Origin of the sequence: Pseudomonas sp. A-RE-19 (assembly GCF_019956555.1) — a bacterium.
Taxonomy (GTDB): Bacteria; Pseudomonadota; Gammaproteobacteria; order Pseudomonadales; family Pseudomonadaceae; genus Aquipseudomonas.
The window spans coordinates 1-20,850 of the sequence record NZ_JAHBDQ010000001.1; the positions used below are offsets into that span (position 1 = coordinate 1).

Consider the following 20,850-nt stretch of genomic DNA (forward strand, 5'->3'; position numbering starts at 1 on the left):
ATAAGAGACAGCCCCCCGCCCTCTACACCTCATTCCATTCCCCGTGGGGGAACATAACCAAATTCAAATTCTTTGTGAGGTTACCTGGGAGAGTGGTGGGAAGCGCTACTCCAGGAAAGGCTGTCCTCGCCCCATCAGCCCCACCAATTTCAGGATAGGGCAAGTGTTCAGCCAGGTGATACCGGCGAGCAGTTCCACGGTAACAGGGCTTTGTAATCCTCAACCGAGGACGCCAGTGGCAAACGTTCCTATGCGTGGCGCAGCTATGCATAGGATTCTTCGCCGTTGGCTTTTACCGTGTCGACCAGGGTGTGAAGTTGAGCGCTGGCCGTTGCCCCTTGGGCGTGTCGCTGAACAACCAGTTTTTTCTACAGCGATCGGCCTTGCGATCTTCATCGCAGCTGTCCTTCAGGTCACGCTCGATGCCGTAAAGCTTGTTGATGAGGTTCAGCGCGATATCCGCACGTCCCGTCTTGCCCTTGGGGTTGCACTTTTTGCGCTTCGACGAACTTACGCCGTGCGGCGCCCAACAGCGCAAACGTTCAACGCCTGCCTGTGCGTCCAGCGCGGTACACGGCGTAATCGTAGCCGCATAGCCATCGAGCAAGCGCGTCGCCACCTCCTGCGCCCGGCTGGTGAAGTAGTCAAAAAGGATCATCGGCCTGTCAGACGGGCCACCGGCCTGCACCCACATCCAGGACTGGTTGCCTGGCTCCCGATCTGGCTCTTTAAGCACCTCCACGCGCATTTCATCGTAGTGGACGATGCAGTTACATCAAATTAAGCAGTGGCTGAAAGTGCTCACCGCACTGGATGACCCAGCGGGCCGAGCTCTGGCGCGGGACATCGTCATCGGGGGAGGCCTTTTAGGCATCACCCCCACCTCGTCACACAAACCAGATTGACAATGAAGTGACTACCAACCATCCCCAAACGCAAAATTAATCACGCACGGAGGAAGCTGCCTGCTGATACAAAAAAAATAAACGTTTAGCATACAAGCCATGTCCGTAATCATTCGGATGCCAGCGCACCCCGTCAGATGAACCGTCACCATGGGCTAGTGGAAGAGCCGCGATATCAGCTACTGAAGAGTAAGGCACATGCTCTTTAGAGGAGACCGACGCCATCACTCTATCGACCTCCCCGGACCAACCACTGTAACGCCCAAGGCCATCCTGACGAGACAAGGACCATGGGCCCACGGCAATGATACTCGGACGACTGTCTAGTTGCCGTAGAGCAATAATTAGCTTTCTGTAATTTTCTTCTACAATACCGATTCCGCTTTTAATATCTTCGTGCTCACCTAGCTGAATGACCACAAGATTTGGGTGCGTATTAATTACAGAGCCCAACGCTCGGAGTCGCTGGTCAATTGTGCCACTTCCTCCTGCGGTGTGATAACAGACCACCGCCGACTGCTCGCGGGCATCACTAATTTCTCGACTTAAAATACTTACATAATCGGACTGCCTGGAGGACGCGGCCATACCGCTTGTATGACTCCATCCTAGATTCTTCCTTGTCGTCTCATCGAAGCCATGCAAAGTAATGCTGTCACCGACAAACAATATCCGGTAAGCCTTGACGTTTTCAGTATCACATGGCATCACCGCGTCTAGTTGTGACAGCGGCGCAGCAGCCAAAAAGGAGCAACCAAGAGCAAACACACTCCCTACCCACACCCTCATTAGACCTTTCATTCAAAACTTTTCACCCGCTTTCTAAAATCAGCTGAACTACTAAAGTATTGTTTAACATAACGATTGAGCTTGTCCGTCAGTGGACACTCAACAAAACGATAAATGAACCCCCCGACGCAAAGGGCGACAAAGATACTGCCAATCACCGACGGAACAGAATAGATCATGCCAAGTCTCTTGAACACCTCAGGTACCACAGGGGCAGTTAAAGGATGAAATAAATAAATGGAGTAAGACGCCGCCCCCAAAAACACCAAACCCCGAGGCACTGTAAACTTTACCGTCTTTTCAAGGCTAGCACAGCAATAAACCACTAAAAAAGAAGCCAAGCCATACGTTAAGGTATTTCCATATTCAGGGAAGCGCGGAAAAAACAAGTAGCCAAGGGAAAACAGCAGAATAATAACAGCAGTATTTCGCTCAATGAGCACACTTCGCTGCATTAGCCTAGCCGTCAACATTCCCCACAAAAAATTCAGAACTATTGGATCGGCATAAAAAGCCAAAGCCACATTCCATGCATCCGTTTTAAAAACTGACGCAACTGCAAGAGCAACCAATATCGGTGCTGTAAATTTTACCGCATCTACCCGAACCAACAATGCCAGTGTAAAAACAGCATAGAAGAACATTTCAAATAGCAACGTCCAACCGACTGCCAACAGTGGCTTGGTTTCGTTATCCACATTGATAGCTGGCACAAAAAAATAGGACTTCACTATGTACAACCAATCAACTTGCGCATGCAATACCAGGCCGGCAGCTGCCAGCAGGGTGAATAGCTTCACCGAAGTAGCAAACCAGTAAAGCGGAACAATCCTGACAATTCTGCGTATAGCAAAAAGCTTCCAAGCCCCTTCCACACTGTGCATTTTTTCAGCAGCTATCATCATCACAAAACCGCTAATGACAAAAAATAGAGGGACCCCATTAGCACCAAGGCTATAACTAATAGTCCCTGAATCCAGCCTTTCCTTTGAGTAAAACGCAGAGTGGCAGATAACTACAGCCAATGCAGCAATGAATCGCAACACCTGAATTAACTCGAACTTACCCGCCGCTGCACTCCCCGCATGCTTTTTTGCTACCAACATAATTCTATAACCTCCAAGTATTAATGGCCAAAGTGCTGCAGGCCCAATAAAATCTTGGCCGAAACAAGCAGTATAAATTCAGGAAGTTTTCTTGTCGCCACCTGATACCCGACAATTTTTAACGGCAGGAGCGTGTAAATGGCTTGTTATTTTTCGTCCAAATAAAACAATGTAGAACATGATAAAAACATGTTAGAAAATCAAATATTTTACAATTCCTCGCCCACTAGAGCCTAAGCACTACTCCCACTCGGGAGACCAATGCACCGCAAGCACTCGACCTAAGGCCCCAACATATGATTTTTATCCTGGCCGCCCTCGGCACACTGGCTATGACTTTGTCATTTCGCAGGAGCGTACTGCTCATCCCAGTCTGGACGGTACTAACGCCTAAAGCTTTGCTCCTGCTTGATACACCCTCACTGCCCGCCTTCAGTCTTTACAAATATCTTTGCCTTGTAATGATAGGTATGTACCTGACAAAGAACCTATTCAAAAAAAGACAGCGCACTCCTCAAAAGCCTTTCAGTCGTGCATTTTATCTAATCCTTATCTCCTCGGCAGTTTCAGCCATATCAAACATAAGCTCTAGTAATTCTGGATTACTAACACTAACAAGCTTGGTCATTGAAGTGATCATGCCCGTGACTATCTACTGCGAATACCTTGGCAGACAAACCCCTCAAAAGCTCAATGCACTTATGAGCAAATATATAATATGCTACTGCGCCTTGGCAGCATACGGCACCCTCTGCTACTTAATAAACTATAATCCTTACATTGAATTCATTAACTCTACCACTCATACAGGCCGCATCATTGCTCAAACCTATGCGGAAACCTTACGCGGCACCCGGGCACAAGGCACAATTTCGCACCCCATCACTTATGGTGCACTTATTGTTATGATGTTACTCACTTACTACACAGTGAAGCTAAAAAAAGCGAAGCTCAACCTCAAAGATTATCTAAAAATCGGCTTGGCCACGACGATAATTATTGGAGGAGCGCTATTCACAAACTCTAGAACCCCACTTATTTTATTCGCGATTCCGCTTATAATACTTGCATTTAGCCAAAGCGCAGCAAAATCCTTAAAATACACACTAACCTTTTCCTTGATTTTTGTTACGCTCTTTTCCACTTCCGAGCTATTTAGAGATAAAGTACTATCCGTTGCTAACATATTTGATTCCAACCTCGGCGAAGACATGAATGGCTCCGACTTAGCCATGCGCGGCGCACAATTTGCAGCTTCCGCCCGTCATTTCTTTAACTCTCCGCTTGTCGGAGGCGGCCTTGATGCAACTCGCAACATTGTATCCTCAGGCCTCGACCCAGACCTTTTCAATACTGAAAGTATCGTATTTCGCTTGATGATTGACCAAGGCACTCTTGGCCTCATTAGTTATGCTGCATTCTTCTTTTTACTTTATATCAAAGTCGCTCGAACCATCCAACGAGAGTCTGCTCGACGCATGTATCTGGGAATGATGATTGGCTACATTACCTTTACAATATCCACCGGCCTCATTGACACACTACAGAATACCCTATTCATGATTTGCGCCCTCTACTATATATTTAAATTTGAAGCCAATGAAAATCGCTCTATCACACCGAGACCTACCCTGTTCCAGGGCAACTACCCTGGAACAATGCCACCAAAAAATCACGCAATAGCTTCCTAATAGGCTTTCAAAATGACAGTTATCGCAGCGCTACTACTGCTATACACACTATCAATAGCATTATTAAACAAGCTATTCAGCCACTCCACATTGCTAACTCAACAATCCTTAGATCGCTCCTCACCATTAGATGCGCTTCGAGGGATCCTTGCGACATCAGTAGTGTGCCATCACTTCATCACCACCTACTATTGGAAAACCACTGGGGTTTGGACGCGCCCTGACAGCGACCTATTAAACAACTTAGGCGCCGTCCCGGTTTCATTATTTTTTATGATTACCGGATTTCTTTTTCTGGGAAAAACTTATGAGTCATCGCCAAACTGGACCAAATTACTCAGTTCGCGCGTACGCCGCATCATGCCGCTTTATTTATTTGTGCTTGCGGCACTTGTTATTACCAGCCTGATCAAAACAGAGTTCAAACTGGTTCACCTCAGCGTATTAGCAAAAGAGGCACTAAAATGGCTAATCTTCTTCGGGGCATCATTTAATGGGTTCCAGGATAGCATCCGAATGACTGCTGGAGCTCATTGGACCTTAGGCTACGAGTGGATTTTCTATCTGACACTTCCACTAATAGCTATCTTATTCCGAAAAACCCCCCCAAGAGCCTACCTAATTCTGTCATTGTCCACCCTAGCACTAGTGACGTCAGGGCTTCATAACAACCTTATTAAACCTGGTCTTTTCCAGCTATTTTTTTTCGGGTTCATTCCGGTCTTAATCAAAAATCATCTACCTCACGCAGTCCCCCTACTGCAAGGAAAAAGCGCGGCATTTATTGCCACAATATTAATTGCAGCCGCACTCTTTCAACATCAAGAGTACTCAACACTCCAAATGCTGTTGCTCGCAGTTCCATTCGCTATTATTAGCCTTGGAAACGACATATTTGGCTTACTGAAAAATCACGGACTTAAATCTCTCGGGGAAGTAAGCTATAGCATTTACCTTACTCACGGACTAATACTTTATTGGGCATTCTCGACATTCAACATTTTTGATTTTTCCAAAACCGGAATTTTGACTTTTATCGCATTGCTCCCTATCGTACTAATCGTAGTGTCAGGCACATCTGTCGTCACCTACCTATTCATCGAAAAGCCATTTATAGCACCCAACAAAAACAAGACAAAGCCCACCCCCCAATCACTAAGCACTGCTGAACCCACTAACACTTAGGACTTACGGTGCCATTTTGAAAAAGCTACTAGTTGCTTCATTTCTATCCCTGATAACTTCCACCACCTATGCCATTGACGTCGGAGTCTACTATTACCCCGGCTGGAAAAGGCCAGATGTAGATGGCTGGGCGAAAATCAAAGCGCACCCCGAACGAGAGCCGCTTCTAGGATGGTACACAGAGGGATCGGATGAGGTGACGAGAAGGCACCTACAATGGATGGAAAAATACGGGATAAACTTCATTGCCTATGATTGGTATTGGGATCCAGGAACAGGTGTAAAAAACCGCACCTATGCTATAGACTCATACATAAAAAATGCCAAGAACTTCAACGTAGAGTTTGCTCTATTATGGGCAAACCATACGAACACTCCGGAAAGCCTGTCACAGTTTGATGAAATAGTTAATTACTGGATTTCCAACTATTTCAAAAACCCAAAATATAAAAAAATCGACGGCAAGCCTGTAGTGTATATATTTTCTTCAGACATGCTAAGCAAAGACTCAGAGAAATTTGGATCATCCCCCAAGAAACTACTAACGAGAGCACGTAAACTAGCAAAAAATTCTGGACTTAACGGAATCTTTTTCATTGGGACGTCAGGTTCAAAAAATGACTCACTAACACTTGGACTACCAAACCAAACGTATGATGCAGTGAGCGCCTACAACTATCAGTACGGACCGTCAAAAACCCCAAATATTCGTACTCTATCCAAAAGCTATTCGGAGCTGATGGATGGCTACTCCAAAACTTGGGACTTTACGTTGAGAACAAGCCCCTTGCCTTACGTCATCCCAGTGACCTCAGGGTGGGATAGAACGCCTTGGGGTGGAAGCAGCGATCCAGCGCACGATAATTCCTACAGCACTCCAGAGGAGTTTTCAGAGCATTTATCCCGGGCAAAGAAAGAACTTCTTGACAATCCGAAAAAAACGCTAAACACCATAATTATTTGCTGCTGGAACGAGTTCGGGGAAGGGTCTTATATTGAACCAACTAAAAAATTTGGTTTCGACTATCTTGAGCAAATACATAAGATCCTCAAAACCCAATAGTGTTTAAAGCAAGCTGTTATTTCGCAGTTATTTATACGGTCTTTCACAGGCCAGGCCGGCTACTCCGGCTCGGTTATACGCTGCCGCCAGCGCTGGGCTCGCTGACGGCAAGATAAACCATGGGTATGAAATTGAAAGGCCGGACGGGGTCCTCGACGCCGATTACATGGGGCGATGGTGTTCACGCCATCGACAAGAGAGGTGTTGCTGGAGGGGGATAGAGAGAGGATCTACGGTTACAACATGCAAGCATGGCTGATTGGTATTTCGTGCCTTTTCAACGCACCCAGTACCTTGAAATCAATAACCCCATCAACACGCCGATGCTATTTGCCAGCATGTCGTAGGGCGAAGCCGTACGTAACGGCATTAAACCTTGCGCGGCCTCGATGAGTACGCCGGTGAGCAAACACCCCACGGCGATCCAGCAAAATCTCACATTGGGAAAGGCCAAGCGACAACTGCACGCAAAAACCAGAAAGCCGATCCAGTGATGAAGCTTGTCCTCTTCGACGAACAGTTCCGGGATCGGCTGAGAGCGCAATCCGGCGAACAGCAGAATCACGGTCACCGCGGCAAAGATCAGACCCCGGAGCCAGAACGGTAACTCAACCAAACCCTTGAACCATGTAATCATTCGGTAATTTTCTCGAAGTTGTTGTAGAACAGGTCGCTGTCGCGTCCGTCGGTCATGGTCTGTAGCGAGTAGGCACGGCTCAGGCGCGCACCACCATCGCGCGTCAGTGGCGCCCAGACGATATTGGCTCGGCGCATGGTGGAGGTACTCATCAACTCGTCGAACGGGATGGAAACATAGATCCCTTTGTCGAAGCTGCCCTCGCCATACTCCTCCTTCGACGCGCTGGTCAGAGTGACCCAGGCACCAAACTTCACGCCGTTCTTGAACACCCGCGACACGTCGACAGTAGTGCCCCAGTCTCGCGCCAGATAACGCCCGACACTGACCGCCGCAAGCATGTCATCGGGCAGCTCAGTATAGCTGGTGACATGGCCCGTCACGGTCTGGTAATCACGCAGGCCAAAGCCCTGATCAAAATCGCGCTGACGCACGAAGTTCAGATCAGCACCCACCGACCAGCGTTTCCCCGTGGGTCGATACAGCACTTCGCTGCCAACCCCGGCGAACATGGATTCCAGGTAGCCGCCATAGACCATGCCGTACAAATCACGATCCAATTGCGCCGCATGGTTGAACTGGAACGTCGGCATCGTCACATCGGAGGTGGTCAGGTACTTGCGCAGATCGGTGCGCACTCGCGGTAAACCGCTCGGCGCGTCGTAGGTGAACTTGTCGTAGTTGTTGACCAAGTTTGCACTGAGCAAGCCGCTCCACCAGGTATTGCGGGTGAAACGGTACTCCGCGTCGGCATCGGCGGTGAACTGATAGAGCAATCCGTCGGGGCCGCCGATGTTCTGTTTGTAGCCCAGGCCCAAGCCGTAGCTGAACGGTTCCAGCGCCTGGGTGTAAAGCGTAGTCTCCCGGTGCGCAGTCGCCGGATTGACCTCAGTCGTACGGTGCAGATCCTTCAGCGGCTGGTCGTTGTTCACGACCGCGCGGAACGTTTCCCGCGGCACGCTGGTTTCCTCGATGGACATGTCATAACGCTGGTTGACCAGGGTGAACCAGTCAATGTCCTGATTGACGCTGTTATCGAGAATCCGGCTAGCCCGCCCGACGGCCTTGGCCGAATAAAAATAGCGGGACTGCTCGCCATACACCATCAGTTCCGAACCGCGCTGGGTGATGCGTTTCACCTTGTAGCCGGCATTCTGCTGCAGCCGGTCGGAGACATTGGCCCAGTTGACCTGGTCGGCCGGGGTCGACGGTGCTCGCGCCGGCAGCGGCTCGGCGGGAGGGTCATACGTCTTGACCGGTGCCTTGCGGCTGACAAAGTTGGTGTGCAGCGTGATGCCGAACATCGCGGTGTTGCCCCGCTCCCAGCCAGCGCTCAAATCAACACTATCGGCCAGTTTGTAGACCACGCCGATGTTGATCGGCAGGTCTTGCTTGAGCGGGTTGTCCAGCGGCTCATTCTCGTAGTCGTTGCCCTCGTACTCGAGCTTCAGGCTCAGCGGTGCCCACGGCGTTTGATAGGCAACCCCGCCAAACAGCGAAGGGTGGCCCCTGAAGTAAGCGTTGGTGTTCACGTCCCCTGCCCTGGCGACAGCCGCCGTGCTCTCTGGCCGGTCGTTGAAACTGCTGCCGAAGACCGCCAACGGGTTACTGAAATCCCCTCGATTACCCAAATAACCCCAGGCAATGCCGAAGCTGAAATCGAGGTCTCCATAGCGCTTGTTGGCGACGAAATATTCGCTGGAAAACAGCCCGGTACCGCCGATATCCCGGGCACCGACGGCGACCTGCGGTGCCCAGTGACTTTCTTCCCAAAGCCGCGCCTTGATGTCGATGGCCTTGTCTTTGAAGCTCTGGTCGCCGCTAAAATCCTCGGGGCCGTACTTGCGGTTGGTGATCGCGGTATAACGAAACGAGCCCTCTAGCCAATCCAGCGGCTGCAAGGAAAAACTGTAGCGCGAGTAAGGGTCGGTACGACTGGCCGTGGCGCTTAGCTCCCCCACGGGGGCCATACGCGCGGTGGGGGTCTGTAACAGACCGACACCACCAAAATCACTTTGGGTGTAACGCGGTTCGCCATGAACCAATCCGCAGGGTAGAAGCAAAACAGCAGCAAAATGTAACTTCAAGGGGCCACCTCAGCCAGGGGTTGAGTGGCGAGAAACTCAGCAAGCTGTTGATTGAGCTCAGGGGTCGGCGTTTCGAGATCGTCGTTCCTGATCGGTACCAGAATCCTGCTGCCTGGAGCCGCCACGACGCCGTCCTCACGATTCCATGCTGCCACGCCCACGCGCCGCACCTGACCGTCGGGCTGGATCAGCCACAGATAATCGCGTTCGGCATCGTCAAGAATGGTGCAGTCCCGAGCATAAACACGGACTTCCTGCAGGGCGCGGTAAGGCACATGACAGACCTGCGCGACCGCCCCCAGGACTTCAACCGTGGAGGGCCGCGCGGGATAAATAAGACGGTCGCCATCATCCAGCAAAGCGTTGCGGGCGAAGCCCACTTCCACAGCGATCGGGTCGAGCACGGCGATCTGACGCCCGGTGACCGGCAGCCGCTCGACCTGTTCATACATTCGCGCGCTCAAGTCTGCTCGCGAGTTCCTGCCATCCAGCAAGGCACCCCGTTGCAGCAGTTTCAGATCGAACAGGACCCCGGCCTTCAAACGTGCTTGCCGATCCTCCAATGAGCGGTGCAGCCAGGCCGCGCCCAGCCAGTAACTTTCGGCATTGGGTTGGGCGTCGCGAATGACGTCCATCAAGCGTGCACCGGGTTTGATATCGAAGTGGCCGGGGCTGCGCACGTCACCGCTGACCGTGACGGCCGCTTGGCCGACACCAGGGCCAATCATCAGCAGGCCCAGTATTAAAAGAATTGAGCACTTCACCGGGCAGCTCCCCGATCAGGGCGTAACTGCACGATTTTCAGAAACAGCTGCGGCGTCAGATGCTGCTCGCTACGCAGGATGAAACCGTCCTGGGGGTCGACCCAGTAGCGGTTGGTGGCGCGGAAATTCAGGGTGGGTGCATCCACCTGCTCGTCGATGCGCAGCAAGGCGTAATCCTTGTCCAGAATGCTGATGGTCTCGATGCCGTGAAGGCTGAAACGGCTGTTGACCGCGATACCGATTCGGTTGCCGTCGTAGATGTCGACCCAGCGCGTGCTGGTGTAACCCTCTGGCAAATGCTGAAGGCCGCGCTTGAAAGGTGACTCATCATTGAAGCGAGTGCCATCCAGTGAAACGCCCAGCCCAACCGTGCGCACCACCAACCCGTCGCGCATCATCAGTACTTGTTTGCCGGAAGCGACCCAGAACTGCAGGTCACCCCGCCGACGGGCCATGGCCATCACCCCCTCGCTGGAAACGGTGGTGACCAGGATCTGTGGGTACGGCACGGCGTCGACTTGAGCGCGGGTCAAGTTGATGGAGGCAGGCCCCGCGACGGACGCTTCAAGGGTGTCCCAGGAGGCCTTCGTCAACGGATTACACCCGCACAGCGAGAGAGCCATCGTCAGAAAGGCACAGGTAGGCAAAGTTTTCACGGCGGGATAGAGCCTTATCTGCTGTTGGCTTCGCTGAGGTCATTGAGGGAGCTGGCGCCAGTCCCAAGGACGGTGGCTGTAGGCAGAAGCTGGCTGATCAAACGGTTCCAACGCGTCACGCCGGCCGGGCCGACATAGACGATATCTTGCGGCTGCAAGTCGAAACGGGTGGCCAGCACCAGCGCCGAAGGGGATTCGGCATCGAGTTGGAACACCTTGGCCGGTTCCGTTTCCAGGTGATCCGCGCCGCGAATCACGTACACCGCGTTGCCGTTGGAGGTGGTCTGGTTCAAGCCCCCCACCGTGCCCAGGGCATCGGTCAGGTTGATCGATTTGCTCTTGAAGCTCAGCGCGCGAGGCTGGTTGACCTCACCCATGACATAGATTCGCTTTTGGTCGTTATAAGGCAAGTACAGCCGGTCACCGCCCTTGAGATAAACACTTTGTAGCTGTGAGTCCTGGCGATTGAGGGTGTCGAGATCAAGCTTGTATTCGCGTCCGTCCCGGGTCAGCGTCAGGCCTGACAGGTCTGCGTTCAACGGGTCCACACCTGCCGCGCCAATGGCCTCCACTACGCCCAGCGGGGTGGTGGTGATTGGCTGCAGGCCGGCTTTGAGCACCGCACCGGAAATCACCACGGTCTGGCTGGCGAAGCGTAATACGCTGACGTCGACCTGAGGGCTTTCGACAAATTGCGACAAGCGTTCGGCAATAAAGGCTCGCAACTCTTCGATGGTTTTACCGGCCGCCGGAACATTACCGATGTAGGGATAAAACAGCGTGCCGTCCGGACGAACCAGACGACCGTTGGCATCAATCTGCTGCTGCGGACCGGAAGGCGCCGTCAACTCAGGGTGATCCCAAACCGTGATAAACAACAGGTCATTGGCGCCCACGCGATAACCGCCCGGAACATAGGATGACAATGCCGGAGGGACCGATTCACGAACTTGCGTGGCAGCATCCATGGCAATCAATTTAGGCGTGATGGGAATAAGCTCCACCCGGTTACTTTCCGGAGAGCCGTCACCGACCATTTGACTGGTGTCCATGTGTTGACCAGGCGAAAACATACAGCCGTGCAAGCTGATACTTGCCAGCATAACAACAGATAATCTACGGATCATAATGGCACTACGCTAGTCGAGGGCAAGGCTAAAACAAGATCACCCAGAAAGTTCTGAGTGATCTTGAACAACATATATCGCGGGGTATTAGTTGGTGCCCGTCGTACCACCTGTACCGGTGGTGCCGCCCGTTCCAGAGGTACCACCATTGGAACTGCCACCGGAGTTTGAAGCGGCCGCTGCTGCACCGACAATAGCCGCGCCGAGCACCACAGTTTCGGCGACCGTCACGCCCCCAACCAGCGGGGTGTTCAACGACAGTGGCTCGCTTTCACTCGCCGTCTGGCTCACTGGTTCACCCGCTGCCAATGCCGCGGTACTCATGACAGCCAGCAAGCCGGCCGTAAGTAGTTTCTTCATATCAGACTCCTTCTCGACATCAACTCTCTATAAGATTTGATACTAAGGACCAGGAATGGAACAGCAGAACGAATGAAACTGACCGATTGAACGAGCAGTTCATGCGCATTGCCTCCTTTGGAGCATGTCATTTATAGGTGTTGCACGCCATAGACCTCTCCTCCCCACACCTCGGGCAAAGCATTTGCGTCGGACGGGAGATTGCGGACGTTTTTTACGATTTTGGCGGCACAACAAGGCATTTTCAACACAGACTTTTGAGCGCGGGTCATTCGCCGAACAGGCTTATTGTTATTATTAGTCAGGATTTTCCCGGCATTGGAGTCTTGAGGGCTTATTGTGATTGGAAGTTCCAGCCAAAAAGGACCGCGGACTGTATTTCAATATCAAGTATAGACCGCTAATAAAAAAAGACTGAGTAACGGCACACGTATCGGGGCTGTGAGGAGTCAGGCATCAGAGGCTACTTTTTCCAGTTGTTTAAGCACCCGTTGCAACTCCCCTGCCCAGCTTCGCGGCACCAATCCATGAGCCTGCTCAAGGGTTTGGCAATCCAGCACTGACGAGGCCGGGCGTTTGGCCGGAGTTGGATACTCAGCGGTGGTGATGGCCTTCAAGCGTGGGCGTTTTTCAAGTAAGCCCAACACCAGTGCCCGGCTGAAAATCTCATCGGCGAAGTCGTGCCAAGTGCTGGCTGGAGCGCCGCAGTAATGGTACAGGCCCCACTTGAGCGCGCCGTCGCGCTGAAAAATCGCCGCGAGGGTCCACAATGCATCGGCAATGCTGCCGGCCGAAGTTGGACAACCGCGTTGATCCGCCACCACAGCCAGCTCATCCCGATCACGTCCAAGGCGAAGCATGGTTTTAACGAAGTTATTGCCATGGGCGCCAAAAACCCAACTTGTTCGCAAAATCACATGACGCGAACAGTGTTGCTGCAGTTGCTGCTCGCCAGCCAGTTTGCTCAATCCATACACGCCGGAAGGTGCGGTCTCATCATCGGGTTTATAAGCGCTGTCATTGTCACCACTGAACACATAGTCAGTAGAAATATGCAGCAGAGGAACCCCCAACTCTTCGGCCGCCAGTGCAAGGTGCGCAACACCGTCGCGATTCACCTTATAAGCGCGATCGACTTCGCTTTCAGCCTTGTCCACTGCGGTATAGGCCGCCGCATTGATCAACAACTGCGGCTTGACCCGGGACAAGACTTCCTGGACCTGTGCCCGATCGCTGATATCCAGCTCCCTCGAGTTGTAGCCTATGACGTTAAACCCGCGCGGAACCCTCTGCAGCAACTCATACCCGACCTGCCCTTGTGCCCCAGTCACTAGAACTCGCATGGTCATTCTCCATTCAACACCGCACGCAAGCGCGGGTTGCGCATGTCTTTCTCCGAGAGTTGAGGCGACTCCAACGGCCAGGCAATGTCCAGCTCCGGGTCATTCCAGAGCAGACCACCCTCGTCCTCGGGGTAATACAGATCGGTGCATTTGTATTGAAAATCGGCGATATCACTGAGCACACAGAAACCGTGGGCATAACCCGGCGGCACCCATAGCTGAAGGTGGTTGTCAGCCGTCAACTTGACGCCCACATGTTCACCACAAGTGGGGGATTCTGGATTGATGTCCACCACCACGTCGTACACCGCACCTTGGGTGACCCGCACCAACTTGCCCTGAGGCCGAGTCCGCTGGAAGTGCAAACCACGTAGCACGCCATATTGCGAGCGCGAGTGATTGTCCTGAACGAAAGGCAATTCGATGCCGGCATCGCGATAACGCTGCTGGTGATAGCTCTCGAGAAAGAACCCGCGGGCATCGCCGAAGATTTTAGGCTCGATAATCAGTACGCCAGGCAGCCGGGTGTTGATGACATTCATTTCGCAGGCTCCGTGGTCAGCACCCGTGCCAGGTATTGGCCGTAACCGGTTTTGTGTAACGCGGTGGCTTGTCTATCTAGCTCCGCAGCCGACAACCAACCCTGGTGATAGGCCACTTCTTCAAGACAGGCCACTTTCAAGCCCTGTCGCGCTTCGATGGTCTGGACGAAATGCCCGGCCTCCATCAACGAATCATGGGTCCCGGTGTCCAGCCAGGCAAAACCACGCCCGAGTACGCTTACGTGCAGGTCCCCGCGCTCCAGATAGGCGTTGTTCACATCCGTGATTTCGAGCTCGCCGCGGATCGAAGGTTTAACTTGCTTTGCAATGCTCACCACGTCTTTATCGTAGAAATACAAGCCGGTAACAGCATGGTCGGACTTCGGATGTTTAGGCTTCTCTTCGATCGAAATCGCCTTGCCGTTATCGTCGAACTCGACAACGCCAAAACGCTCCGGATCGCTCACTCGATAACCGAAGACGGTGGCACCGGTCTGTCGTTGTGACGCTTCGCGCAACAAGGCGCTGAAGCCATAACCGTAGAAGATGTTGTCGCCCAGAATCAGCGCCACATTACTGTCGCCGATAAAATCCTCGCCGATCAGAAAGGCCTGGGCCAGACCATCGGGAGAAGGTTGTTCGGCATAACTGAGTTCAATGCCGAAAGAAGAGCCATCACCCAACAGGTTCTGGAAGTTGGGCAAGTCCTGCGGCGTGGAAATAATCAATATCTCGCGAATGCCCGCCAGCATTAATACCGACAGCGGATAATAAATCATCGGCTTGTCATAGACCGGCAGCAGCTGTTTGGATACACCACGGGTAATAGGATGCAAGCGAGTGCCGGAGCCGCCCGCCAAAATGATGCCTTTCATATGAGGATTCCCTTCAAAGTTTAAAGAGGCAGGGTTTGAATTGTTCAACCGATATGGCCAAGACGCTCCGGGCGGTACTCACCGTTAAGGACTCGTTGCCACCACCCTTGATTATCCAGGTACCACTGAACCGTTTTGAGTAGGCCGCTTTCAAAGGTTTCCTGTGGTCGCCAGCCGAGCTCACGCTCGATCTTGCTCGCATCAATGGCGTAACGACGATCATGCCCGGGTCGGTCGGTGACGAAGGTGATCAGTTCCTTGTATGAGCCCAGCTCTTCATCTCGGGGGCGCAGCTCATCGAGCAGTTCGCAGATGGTTTCCACCACTTGCAGGTTGCGCTTCTCATTGTGCCCGCCGATGTTGTAGGTTTCGCCCACGGTGCCGCGCGACACTACTTCGAACAGCGCTCGGGCATGGTCTTCGACAAACAGCCAATCGCGGATCTGCGAGCCATCGCCATACACCGGCAGCGGCTTGCCGTGGATGGCATTGAGAATCACATGGGGGATCAGCTTCTCGGGGAAGTGGAAGGGCCCGTAGTTGTTCGAACAGTTGGTGACCAGCACCGGCAGACCATACGTGCGGTGCCAGGCGCGCACCAAGTGGTCGGAGCCGGCCTTGGACGCCGAGTAAGGCGAGCTCGGCTCGTAGGGTGTGGTCTCGGTGAACAGGTCGTCGGTACCTACCAGGTCGCCATAGACTTCATCGGTGGAGATATGGTGGAAGCGAAAGCTCTGCTTCTGCCCCGCCGCCAGCCCCGACCAATAGCGGCGGCTGGCCTCCAGCATGCTGTAAGTGCCGACGATATTGGTCTGGATGAAATCCGACGGGCTGTCGATGGAACGGTCCACATGGGACTCGGCCGCAAGGTGCATCACCGCATCGGGTTGGAAACGCGCGAACAGCTCGTGCAGCGCCGCCGTGTCGCAGATATCCACCTGCTGGAATTCATACCGGGCGCTATCCGCCACCGACGCCAGGGACTCGGTATTGCCGGCGTAGGTGAGCTTGTCGATATTGAGCACGCTCACATCCGTGTTGTCGATCAGATGGCGAACGACGGCGGAGCCGATAAAACCGGCACCGCCGGTGACGATAATTCGTTGGGTCACTTGCTGTACTCCCTGGGGTACCACTGGATCAGTAATTTTTCATATTGGGAAAGGATGGTTTCCCAAGTGAACTTTTCGTTGAAGCGGCGGGTGCCTTCAGCCTTCATCGCCGTGATCAAATGGTTGTGGTCGTCGCGCAGGTACTTCTCGAACAACTCGGCACAGTCGTGCTCGTCATCGAAGTACACCGCCGCATCACCGGCGACCCAACGGTTGAAATGGTTGTTATGGGCAATCACCGAACAGCCGGCGCCCAATGCCTCCACCAGCGAAGGGTTGGTGCCCCCTACCTGATGGCCATGGATGTAAAAGCGACTGAAAAACCGCAGGGCCCGGACCACCGCCGCCTCATAGATAGCGCCGGGGAAGATCACTTCCTCGCCGGCTGCGTCCATCACTCGCTTGTGGTACTCGTTCTTCTCTGGCGTGAAGTTGCCCAGCACCACCAACTTATGGTTACGGCGCTTGCTGCTGAAGGCCTTGACGACCTGCAGAAAGGAGTTCTCTGGCTCCGGCCGGGCGATAACCACCGAGAAACCATGGGGCTCCAGGCCATAACCGGCCAGCGCGACCGGGTCTGCCTCGTGCACCCGGTCCCCGCCATAGGGGATCATGGTGACCTTCGAATCCTTGACCCGGGTGGCCAGGTGATCCCTGATTTTCGGGTGGTCGGCCACCAGGTGGTTGCCGATCCAGCAACCCGCCCGCTCGTTCAGCCAGAACCAGGTTTTCGCCACCAGCCCCCACTTCTCCCGCCGCCATTCAATGCCATCCATATTGATGACATTGGTCTGGCCCTTGATCCGCTGCAGAATACCGAATGCCGCCGTGTTGTAGCCGAGGGTCAGAAACAATCCCTTCTGGCCCAGCGCATGGACCGTGGCCTTCCAATCGAAAAACACTGTGCCCGCCACGCCGGTGTTGGCGATCGGGATATGAATCCGATGAATACCCTTCCATACACTGGTCGATATACCGCCGGAACCTTCTTCCTGGCAGTAGACAGTGACTTTCCAGCCCTGCTTGACCAAATAGAGGGAGAGCTTTTCGGCGAAGGTTTCAAAACCGCCGTGTTTGGCGGGGACGCCGCGGATGCCGAGGATATAGAGGCTTTTCATAGAGGCTTTTGGTTCTTTCAATGTGATGGGCTTTCAGAGTTATCTGAAGTTTTGAAAATGCTTTAATCTGATCTAAACATTGAAATTTGTACTTTTTTGATTGCTCAATTTATTAACCCTTGCCGTGTTCGCTTCAACAACAATTGCTTTGCTTTTAATAGGAATTTTCTAGCGTTGAATTTATGTTCTTTTTATAGCTTTTTATTGAGAACTTTTTGTAATAAGTATCCAGTGCACACTTGCTCAGCTTTTCGTACGCCGGACTGCCAGGCAGAGGAAGTTTTAGCAGGACATCCTCAAGACTGCTTTGATTGGCAGGGATGAAAAGGAAACCGTCTTTTTCGTGGTTAACGATCTCTACCAAGCCACCATGGCCTGCAGCTATCACCGGTTTTCCGACAGAGTAGGCTTCGATCGCTACTCGACCGAACGGCTCCGGCTTCGTGGAGGGGACAACAACATAGTTTGCCCATTGAAAATGCTCGGTTGGATCCGAGCAAAAAGGGAAGAATTCGACATTGTCGGAAATCCCGTATGAGTTTACTTTTTCGATTAAATCCTTTTCCAGGTATTCGTATCCCTCAAAAGGGCTACCCACTATCCTTATTTGAAGGTCATCTCTAGCGTTACTGGCTAACTTCCCAATGACATCAATTAAGAAATCTTGCCCTTTCCAGGTGTTTATCCTGCCGATCAGAAGTAGATTCTTACAGTCTCTTTCAGTACGCACCGACGGAACGCTGTAAAGGGGAGCTACACCATTATAAATTACAGTTCCCGGAAGGTTGAAAGCGGCCTTCGTAGCCTCTGAATTGAATATTAATTTTGCACCTGAAAACCGTAGGAGCAAACGGAAGATCACAATGAGTTTTTTATCTGGAATTTCTCGAATGTGGCAAAAGAAACTCTTCTTGGAAAGTCTATAGAATCCTGCAGCGAGCAACGCTGACAACATGACAGTCGTGTTTATGTATATTGCATTAAAGGCCTTATACTTCCTTGCGTAATACAAGGTCGCCTTAATGAGTTCCACGCTATAGCTGACTGGGTTTTTCAGCTTCTGCTTTCTCAATATTCCGTAGGGATAATACTCGACTTCGGCACCGATATTTTTAACTAACGGAGAGAGCTCCCCACGAAAAGGTAGAATGCAGTGGATTTTCTTTTTTGCGGAAATTGACTCAATTGCCGTAAGGAAACTTCGATCTGAACCGTACAACTCGGAGCTTTGATGAAGGCAAAGTATTTCATCTCGCATATGATTTCCTTGGATTCAGTATGTCTAGTGCAAGCAGCATCAGGGATAAATATCTGATATTTCTTTCTTTAAGGCATGTGTTTAGACTAAAAAAAAGCACATATAATGATATTTTTAATCTGTGATGCTTGACGTAATCGAAAACCAGTGGCCTCGACAGTATGAGGTTCCGGAATCGCTGAACTTTTTTGGTATAAGCTTGTCCGCTCTCTCTGAGTGCCGAACTATGGGGAATTGATGTTTTGAGAATGAATATTTCGCTATAGTCGTTTGCATAGTCGATGAAAAATCGTGTATCGACCCCATAGAAACTCAAGCGCTCATCAAACTTCAGGCCCCGCAACAATGCTTCTTTAGATATGACGGTCCCACTCATCATGGCCACTATGTTTTTGGACGGGACGGGGCCTGTCACCAAACTCTGCAGGTTCAAAGCCCTGCCGCGAACACCCTTTACTGTTCCAGGTGATATAAGGTTGTTGTTGAACAAAATTTGAGGTACAGCCACTGGCACACGGCTTCTGAAAAACAAATCCAAACTGGATATATAATCATTAGTAATGCTGGAGTCGTCGTCCAAAACTATAAAATAGTCCGAGCCTGCACTGTTGGAGATCAGGGTGTTGTATACCGTTGAAAGGCGCTCGTTTTTTCCACTGTGGTGATACGTTATTTCACCAGGCAATGTTGGGATTGATGCCTCCCCGAATCCCCGCTCAGAATTATCCCAAATTGAAAACTTTGGAAGAATTTTTGCCGACTGAAAATCCAGGGTAGCTAGCGACTTGAGTGTAGTGGTTAAGCCAGGATTGGTAGAGTAAACCACAACAAGGAAGTTAACTTGTACACGTTGGCTCTGTGTGCGCGTCATGACAAACCTGAAAGTTTAGCTACGATTGAATTGAACTAATAACCTTTGCCGACGTGCGTCGATTAAGATCTAGTGTGGCTAGCGGGAATAAGATTACATTAACACATGCAATGGTACCCCCTATGGCAACTGCTGCACCCAATGTGCCCCAGCCCCCTAAAAGCCAATAAGTCACGAACGGAGATAGTGCAATGGTCAGATACAGCGCTACGTTAAGATGGTGAATATTTGAAGCATTCTGATAATAATATCCGCACACTGACGTAGAGCAATTTACAAAAAACCCTAATAATACGATGTAGCATGCGACGTGAAAGCTTTCCGGTATTTGCCCGCTAAACCTGACTAATACCAGTAGGGCAACTAGATAAACACAAGAGAAAGAAGTTAACTTTTTCGTATTGGACCAAAATATTTTTTTTATTGCGCGATAGTCTAACCGGCTGGAAAGCTCTGAAAACTGAGGCGCGGATATAGAATTTATTGATACCGATATAAAAGTTGAAAGCATTGCCAGTCTCTGGAGTATGTTAAAGACTGAAGCAAATGAAGCCCCTAAAAGCAGGGACGCTAACAAATAGGGCAACCAACCAACTAGCTGAGTTCCTATTGTTGCGGATGCATACTTTAGCTGTGAGGCTAGAATTTTATTGAGTGGCTTTTTAGACAACGCTGCTATCGGAGCCCAAGTCATGTTTGCTTTCTTTGCAAACACAGCAGAAACAATTAGGTAAATTAAAATGGAGGTGTAGAAGGAGGTTACAATGGTTGTATCGGGAGTTAACGATAGAAAATCAAGGTGAGTGGCGAACTTAATCGCTAGATAGATAACCAAAAAAACCCAAGGCTGAATGACATTTATACCCAAGATTTGAATGACAGTCTTATGCCTGGCTTGATATATAAAAAAAACAGTATTGGCAGCGGAAAACACAGGAATCAATATAAAGATAAGAAGTATTGATGAGTGATCATTGCTAGCACTCGAGATGCTACTCCAGTGTTGGACGTAGAAATCTCCAAGGAAGTAAGTAATCGGGATCAGTATTGAACCCATCAAAAGGCTAACGACTACAGATTGATTGAAGCAGTCCTGCACTGCCTCGCTTGATTGTTTATAGTAATTTCTTACCAGGTGGATGTCCGATCCGAAGCGTGCGATAACCGCGGAAATCTGAAATATAGTGTAAGCAACAAGAAACAGGCCCGCCAAATCACTGCTTTCTATTTTCAGAATGACAATATTTGCAAGCAGCACTGCTATGGCGCCGACAATTCGAACGCATAGCAAGTGAAATGATTTTGATTTGAGCATGTTCATTGTGGTCTTGGTAGCCAATTGTTTGAGTAGTTGACTTCAA

The 20,850-nt window shown here is 51.2% G+C and carries 20 protein-coding genes; 3 read left to right on the forward strand and 17 right to left on the reverse strand.

The window, feature by feature from the left end:
- Positions 1-292: 292 nt before the first annotated feature.
- From KGB14_RS00005 to KGB14_RS00015, 3 genes are all read right to left on the reverse strand, one after another.
- The gene (locus KGB14_RS00005) at positions 293-742 is read right to left on the reverse strand and encodes an IS66 family transposase (RefSeq protein ID WP_411740763.1); all 450 of its coding nucleotides are present in this window, start codon (positions 740-742) and stop codon (positions 293-295) included.
- Between the two features lie 199 nt (positions 743-941).
- On the reverse strand, positions 942-1,706 hold the full coding sequence (locus KGB14_RS00010) for an SGNH/GDSL hydrolase family protein (RefSeq protein ID WP_223483534.1): 765 nt from the start codon (positions 1,704-1,706) through the stop codon (positions 942-944).
- Positions 1,703-2,800, reverse strand: a complete 1,098-nt coding sequence (locus KGB14_RS00015) for an acyltransferase family protein (RefSeq protein ID WP_223483535.1) — start codon at positions 2,798-2,800, stop codon at positions 1,703-1,705. The genes KGB14_RS00010 and KGB14_RS00015 overlap by 4 nt, the downstream gene beginning before the upstream one ends.
- Positions 2,801-3,096: 296 nt before the next feature.
- On the opposite strand from KGB14_RS00015, the gene KGB14_RS00020 reads away from it, so the two are divergent.
- From KGB14_RS00020 to KGB14_RS00030, 3 genes are read left to right on the forward strand one after another with little or no spacing between them, the layout of a single operon-like run.
- Complete coding sequence (locus tag KGB14_RS00020; protein ID WP_223483536.1) at positions 3,097-4,491, forward strand: hypothetical protein; 1,395 nt, start codon at positions 3,097-3,099, stop codon at positions 4,489-4,491.
- A 12-nt stretch (positions 4,492-4,503) separates the two neighbouring features.
- Positions 4,504-5,676 carry an acyltransferase family protein gene (locus KGB14_RS00025; RefSeq protein ID WP_223483537.1) on the forward strand — a complete coding sequence of 391 codons (1,173 nt, stop codon included), beginning with the start codon at positions 4,504-4,506 and terminating at the stop codon, positions 5,674-5,676.
- 16 nt (positions 5,677-5,692) lie between these two features.
- Positions 5,693-6,739, forward strand: coding sequence for a glycoside hydrolase family 99-like domain-containing protein (locus KGB14_RS00030; protein ID WP_223483538.1), 1,047 nt, complete (start codon positions 5,693-5,695; stop codon positions 6,737-6,739).
- A 277-nt stretch (positions 6,740-7,016) separates the two neighbouring features.
- Here the strand turns inward: KGB14_RS00030 and KGB14_RS00035 are convergent, their stop codons facing one another.
- The 14 genes from KGB14_RS00035 to KGB14_RS00100 all read right to left on the reverse strand — a co-directional run bounded on the left by KGB14_RS00035 (position 7,017) and on the right by KGB14_RS00100 (position 20,810).
- Positions 7,017-7,376 carry a VanZ family protein gene (locus KGB14_RS00035; RefSeq protein WP_223483539.1) on the reverse strand — a complete coding sequence of 120 codons (360 nt, stop codon included), beginning with the start codon at positions 7,374-7,376 and terminating at the stop codon, positions 7,017-7,019.
- The gene (locus KGB14_RS00040) at positions 7,373-9,463 is read right to left on the reverse strand and encodes a YjbH domain-containing protein (RefSeq protein WP_223483540.1); all 2,091 of its coding nucleotides are present in this window, start codon (positions 9,461-9,463) and stop codon (positions 7,373-7,375) included. Before KGB14_RS00040 ends, KGB14_RS00035 begins: the two co-directional genes overlap by 4 nt.
- Positions 9,460-10,227 carry a capsule biosynthesis GfcC family protein gene (locus tag KGB14_RS00045; RefSeq protein ID WP_223483541.1) on the reverse strand — a complete coding sequence of 256 codons (768 nt, stop codon included), beginning with the start codon at positions 10,225-10,227 and terminating at the stop codon, positions 9,460-9,462. The genes KGB14_RS00040 and KGB14_RS00045 overlap by 4 nt, the downstream gene beginning before the upstream one ends.
- On the reverse strand, positions 10,224-10,883 hold the full coding sequence (locus tag KGB14_RS00050) for a YjbF family lipoprotein (RefSeq protein ID WP_317851004.1): 660 nt from the start codon (positions 10,881-10,883) through the stop codon (positions 10,224-10,226). Before KGB14_RS00050 ends, KGB14_RS00045 begins: the two co-directional genes overlap by 4 nt.
- Positions 10,884-10,897: 14 nt before the next feature.
- Positions 10,898-12,010 carry a polysaccharide biosynthesis/export family protein gene (locus KGB14_RS00055; protein ID WP_223483542.1) on the reverse strand — a complete coding sequence of 371 codons (1,113 nt, stop codon included), beginning with the start codon at positions 12,008-12,010 and terminating at the stop codon, positions 10,898-10,900.
- 87 nt (positions 12,011-12,097) lie between these two features.
- Entirely contained in the window at positions 12,098-12,370 is a 273-nt protein-coding gene (locus KGB14_RS00060; RefSeq protein WP_223483543.1) for a hypothetical protein, read from the reverse strand.
- Between the two features lie 449 nt (positions 12,371-12,819).
- Positions 12,820-13,713: a dTDP-4-dehydrorhamnose reductase gene (gene rfbD / locus KGB14_RS00065; RefSeq protein ID WP_223483544.1), complete on the reverse strand. Its 894-nt coding sequence runs from the start codon at positions 13,711-13,713 to the stop codon at positions 12,820-12,822.
- Between the two features lie 2 nt (positions 13,714-13,715).
- Positions 13,716-14,255 carry a dTDP-4-dehydrorhamnose 3,5-epimerase gene (gene rfbC, locus KGB14_RS00070; RefSeq protein ID WP_223483545.1) on the reverse strand — a complete coding sequence of 180 codons (540 nt, stop codon included), beginning with the start codon at positions 14,253-14,255 and terminating at the stop codon, positions 13,716-13,718.
- On the reverse strand, positions 14,252-15,130 hold the full coding sequence (gene rfbA, locus KGB14_RS00075; protein WP_223483546.1) for a glucose-1-phosphate thymidylyltransferase RfbA: 879 nt from the start codon (positions 15,128-15,130) through the stop codon (positions 14,252-14,254). The genes rfbC and rfbA overlap by 4 nt, the downstream gene beginning before the upstream one ends.
- 44 nt (positions 15,131-15,174) lie before the next feature.
- The gene (gene rfbB, locus KGB14_RS00080) at positions 15,175-16,242 is read right to left on the reverse strand and encodes a dTDP-glucose 4,6-dehydratase (RefSeq protein WP_223483547.1); all 1,068 of its coding nucleotides are present in this window, start codon (positions 16,240-16,242) and stop codon (positions 15,175-15,177) included.
- A complete protein-coding gene (locus tag KGB14_RS00085; protein ID WP_223483548.1) occupies positions 16,239-17,360 on the reverse strand; it encodes a DUF1972 domain-containing protein in 1,122 nt (373 codons plus the stop codon). Before KGB14_RS00085 ends, rfbB begins: the two co-directional genes overlap by 4 nt.
- A 154-nt stretch (positions 17,361-17,514) precedes the next feature.
- On the reverse strand, positions 17,515-18,618 hold the full coding sequence (locus tag KGB14_RS00090) for a glycosyltransferase family 4 protein (RefSeq protein ID WP_223483549.1): 1,104 nt from the start codon (positions 18,616-18,618) through the stop codon (positions 17,515-17,517).
- Positions 18,608-19,489: a glycosyltransferase gene (locus tag KGB14_RS00095; protein WP_223483550.1), complete on the reverse strand. Its 882-nt coding sequence runs from the start codon at positions 19,487-19,489 to the stop codon at positions 18,608-18,610. The genes KGB14_RS00090 and KGB14_RS00095 overlap by 11 nt, the downstream gene beginning before the upstream one ends.
- A gap of 19 nt (positions 19,490-19,508) precedes the next feature.
- A complete protein-coding gene (locus KGB14_RS00100; protein WP_223483551.1) occupies positions 19,509-20,810 on the reverse strand; it encodes a lipopolysaccharide biosynthesis protein in 1,302 nt (433 codons plus the stop codon).
- Positions 20,811-20,850: the final 40 nt, after the last annotated feature.

Excerpts from the sequence above, each read along its gene's own strand:
- KGB14_RS00055 (WP_223483542.1), bottom strand. The coding sequence starts at position 12,010 with ATGATCCGTAGATTATCTGTTGTTATGCTGGCAAGTATCAGCTTGCAC.
- rfbD (WP_223483544.1), bottom strand. The coding sequence starts at position 13,713 with ATGCGAGTTCTAGTGACTGGGGCACAAGGGCAGGTCGGGTATGAGTTG.
- rfbC (WP_223483545.1), bottom strand. The coding sequence starts at position 14,255 with ATGAATGTCATCAACACCCGGCTGCCTGGCGTACTGATTATCGAGCCT.
- KGB14_RS00010 (WP_223483534.1), bottom strand. The coding sequence starts at position 1,706 with ATGAAAGGTCTAATGAGGGTGTGGGTAGGGAGTGTGTTTGCTCTTGGT.
- KGB14_RS00090 (WP_223483549.1), bottom strand. The coding sequence starts at position 18,618 with ATGCGAGATGAAATACTTTGCCTTCATCAAAGCTCCGAGTTGTACGGT.
- rfbA (WP_223483546.1), bottom strand. The coding sequence starts at position 15,130 with ATGAAAGGCATCATTTTGGCGGGCGGCTCCGGCACTCGCTTGCATCCT.
- KGB14_RS00095 (WP_223483550.1), bottom strand. The coding sequence starts at position 19,489 with ATGACGCGCACACAGAGCCAACGTGTACAAGTTAACTTCCTTGTTGTG.
- KGB14_RS00020 (WP_223483536.1), top strand. The coding sequence starts at position 3,097 with ATGATTTTTATCCTGGCCGCCCTCGGCACACTGGCTATGACTTTGTCA.
- KGB14_RS00060 (WP_223483543.1), bottom strand. The coding sequence starts at position 12,370 with ATGAAGAAACTACTTACGGCCGGCTTGCTGGCTGTCATGAGTACCGCG.
- KGB14_RS00085 (WP_223483548.1), bottom strand. The coding sequence starts at position 17,360 with ATGAAAAGCCTCTATATCCTCGGCATCCGCGGCGTCCCCGCCAAACAC.
- KGB14_RS00100 (WP_223483551.1), bottom strand. The coding sequence starts at position 20,810 with ATGAACATGCTCAAATCAAAATCATTTCACTTGCTATGCGTTCGAATT.
- KGB14_RS00025 (WP_223483537.1), top strand. The coding sequence starts at position 4,504 with ATGACAGTTATCGCAGCGCTACTACTGCTATACACACTATCAATAGCA.
- KGB14_RS00035 (WP_223483539.1), bottom strand. The coding sequence starts at position 7,376 with ATGATTACATGGTTCAAGGGTTTGGTTGAGTTACCGTTCTGGCTCCGG.
- KGB14_RS00015 (WP_223483535.1), bottom strand. The coding sequence starts at position 2,800 with ATGTTGGTAGCAAAAAAGCATGCGGGGAGTGCAGCGGCGGGTAAGTTC.